Source organism: Nocardia sp. NPDC004582, from assembly GCF_053602115.1.
In genome coordinates, this window is sequence record NZ_JBSGCY010000277.1 from 1 (window position 1) to 2,665 (window position 2,665).

The 2,665-nt window shown below is 67.4% G+C and carries 1 protein-coding gene and 1 pseudogene; one reads left to right on the top strand and one right to left on the bottom strand.

All coding sequences use genetic code 11. From position 1 onward, the window contains the following. Positions 1 to 349: pseudogene (locus ACWELJ_RS33930) on the bottom strand (hypothetical protein); the annotation flags it as partial. A 370-nt stretch (positions 350 to 719) separates the two neighbouring features. On the opposite strand from ACWELJ_RS33930, the gene ftsH reads away from it, so the two are divergent. Continuing rightward, positions 720 to 2,665, top strand: a 1,946-nt coding sequence (gene ftsH, locus ACWELJ_RS33935) for an ATP-dependent zinc metalloprotease FtsH (RefSeq protein WP_452370147.1), incomplete at its 3' end; no start/stop codon positions are given.

A 2,665-nucleotide genomic window follows, 5' to 3' on the forward strand; every position in this document is an offset into this window, starting at 1 on the left:
GGGCCATGCGCCGCACCGCGCGGTCCACGTCGGCCCGGGCGGGTCCGCCGCGGCCCCAGGAGGGCGCCGGCGGGGTCAGATCGGGGGCGGCCACGTCCAGCCGCTGGGTGGCCAGGATCTGATTGTTGATGCGCTCGACGATGACGGTCGCGGCGGGCACATCGTGTTCGGCGATGAGCACCGGCAGCGGGGTCCGGTCGGCGGGGACCCCGGTCAGCACCGGGGTGGGATAGCGCAGATAGATCTCGATCACGACGGCGTCATCGGCGCGCCGGTTCAAACGGACCTTGAGCAGGTCGCTCACCGGCACGTCGAGCACGCGCTCGCCGTCGGTTCCAGGTCGCAGCACCGTCAACCGCCCGTTGCCGTGACGCACAATCGCCGTGGGTGTCCGTAGCTCGACTATGTCCATACCCCCTGCGCTCTGTTGTGTCGCCACTCACGATGTAACGACCATGCCATGATTGTGACCACGAGGTCCGACACCAGGGGGTGATCGACCCGACGTGTTGCCGCGAATGGTCGGGGAACCACCCGCGTTCTCCAGCCGTTTACCTGCTGAACTGCACTAGCTGCCGAACTGCGCGATGTAACGACTAGACCGTACGCGGTACCGTGGCATGTCCGCATCCGTTCGCCGGAACGGGCGTGCCCGCCCCGAAGCATCGCAGGCAACCGGATACACCCCCCGGAAAGGACTGGCCTCCGGCCGACGCTCTATGACCCGCAAGAATGTGTTCCGCAACCTGGCCATAGTCGCGGGCTTTCTGCTCGTGATCTGGTTGGTCAGCTATTTCAGCAACGACACGCGCGGCTGGCATAGCGTCGATACTTCGGTCGCGCTGTCCCAGCTGCAGGACAAGTCGAATGTCGAGTCGGTCCAGATCGACGACAAAGAACAGCAACTGCGTATCACGCTGAAGAATCCCACCGACGCGACCAAGGGCGAGACCAAGCTGCTCGCCAAGTACCCGGGCGGCGGTGAAGTGTCCGCGCAGATGTTCAAGGCCGCGCAGGATTCCGGCGCCAAGGTGAACACCTCGGTCAAGCAGGACTCGTGGCTGAGCCAGATCCTGCTCTTCATGCTGCCCATGGTGATCCTGCTGGGCCTGTTCATCTTCGTGATGTCGCGCATGCAGGGCGGCGGCCGCGGCGGCATGATGGGCTTCGGCAAGTCGAAGGCCAAGCTGCTGTCGAAGGACATGCCCAAGACCACGTTCCAGGATGTGGCGGGCGCCGACGAGGCCATCGAAGAGCTCGAGGAGATCAAGGACTTCCTGCAGAACCCGGCGCGGTATCAGGCGCTGGGCGCGAAGATCCCCAAGGGCGTGCTGCTCTACGGCCCGCCCGGAACCGGTAAGACGTTGCTGGCCAAGGCCGTTGCCGGTGAGGCGGGGGTCCCGTTCTTCACCATCTCCGGTTCGGACTTCGTCGAGATGTTCGTCGGTGTCGGTGCGTCCCGGGTGCGTGACCTGTTCGATCAGGCCAAGCAGAACAGCCCCTGCATCATCTTCGTCGACGAGATCGACGCGGTCGGCCGCCAGCGCGGCGCGGGCCTGGGCGGCGGTCACGACGAGCGCGAGCAGACCCTGAACCAGCTGCTGGTCGAGATGGACGGCTTCGGTGAGCGCACCGGCGTCATCATCATGGCGGCCACCAACCGGCCCGACATCCTGGACCCGGCGCTGCTGCGCCCGGGCCGTTTCGACCGGCAGATCCCGGTCGGCAACCCGGACCTCAAGGGCCGGCGCGCGATCCTGGCCGTGCACTCCAAGGGCAAGCCGATCTCGCCGGAGGCGGACCTGGACGGTCTGGCCAAGCGCACGGTCGGCATGTCGGGCGCGGATCTGGCGAACGTCATCAACGAGGCCGCGCTGCTCACCGCGCGCGTGCACGGCACCGTGATCACCGGTGCGGCCCTGGAGGAGTCGGTCGACCGCGTCATCGGCGGCCCCCGCCGCAAGTCGCGGGTGATCAGCGAGCACGAGAAGAAGATCACCGCCTACCACGAGGCCGGTCACACCCTGGCCGCCTGGGCGATGCCCGATATCGAGCCCGTCTACAAGGTCACCATCCTGGCCCGCGGCCGCACCGGCGGCCACGCCATGACCGTGCCCGAGGACGACAAGGGTCTGATGACCCGCTCGGAGATGATCGCCCGCCTGGTGTTCGCCATGGGTGGTCGCGCGGCCGAGGAACTGGTGTTCCACGAGCCGACCACGGGTGCGTCCTCGGATATCGACCAGGCCACCAAGACCGCGAAGGCCATGGTCACCGAGTACGGCATGAGCGCCCGCCTGGGCGCGGTCCGCTACGGCCAGGAGCAGGGCGACCCGTTCCTGGGCCGGTCCATGGGCATGGGTTCGGACTACTCGCACGAGGTGGCCCGCGAGATCGACGAGGAGGTGCGCAACCTCATCGAGGCCGCGCACACCGAGGCCTGGTCGGTGCTCAACGACTACCGCGACGAGCTGGACTCGCTGGCCACCGCGCTGCTGGAACGCGAGACCCTGCACCGCAAGGACCTCGAGACCATCCTCGCCACCGTCGAGAAGCGGCCGCGTATCACCGCTTTCAACGATTTCGGCGAACGCAAGCCCTCCGACCGCCCGCCGGTGAAGACGCCGCGCGAGCTGGCCGCCGAGCGTGGTGAGCCGTTCCCGGA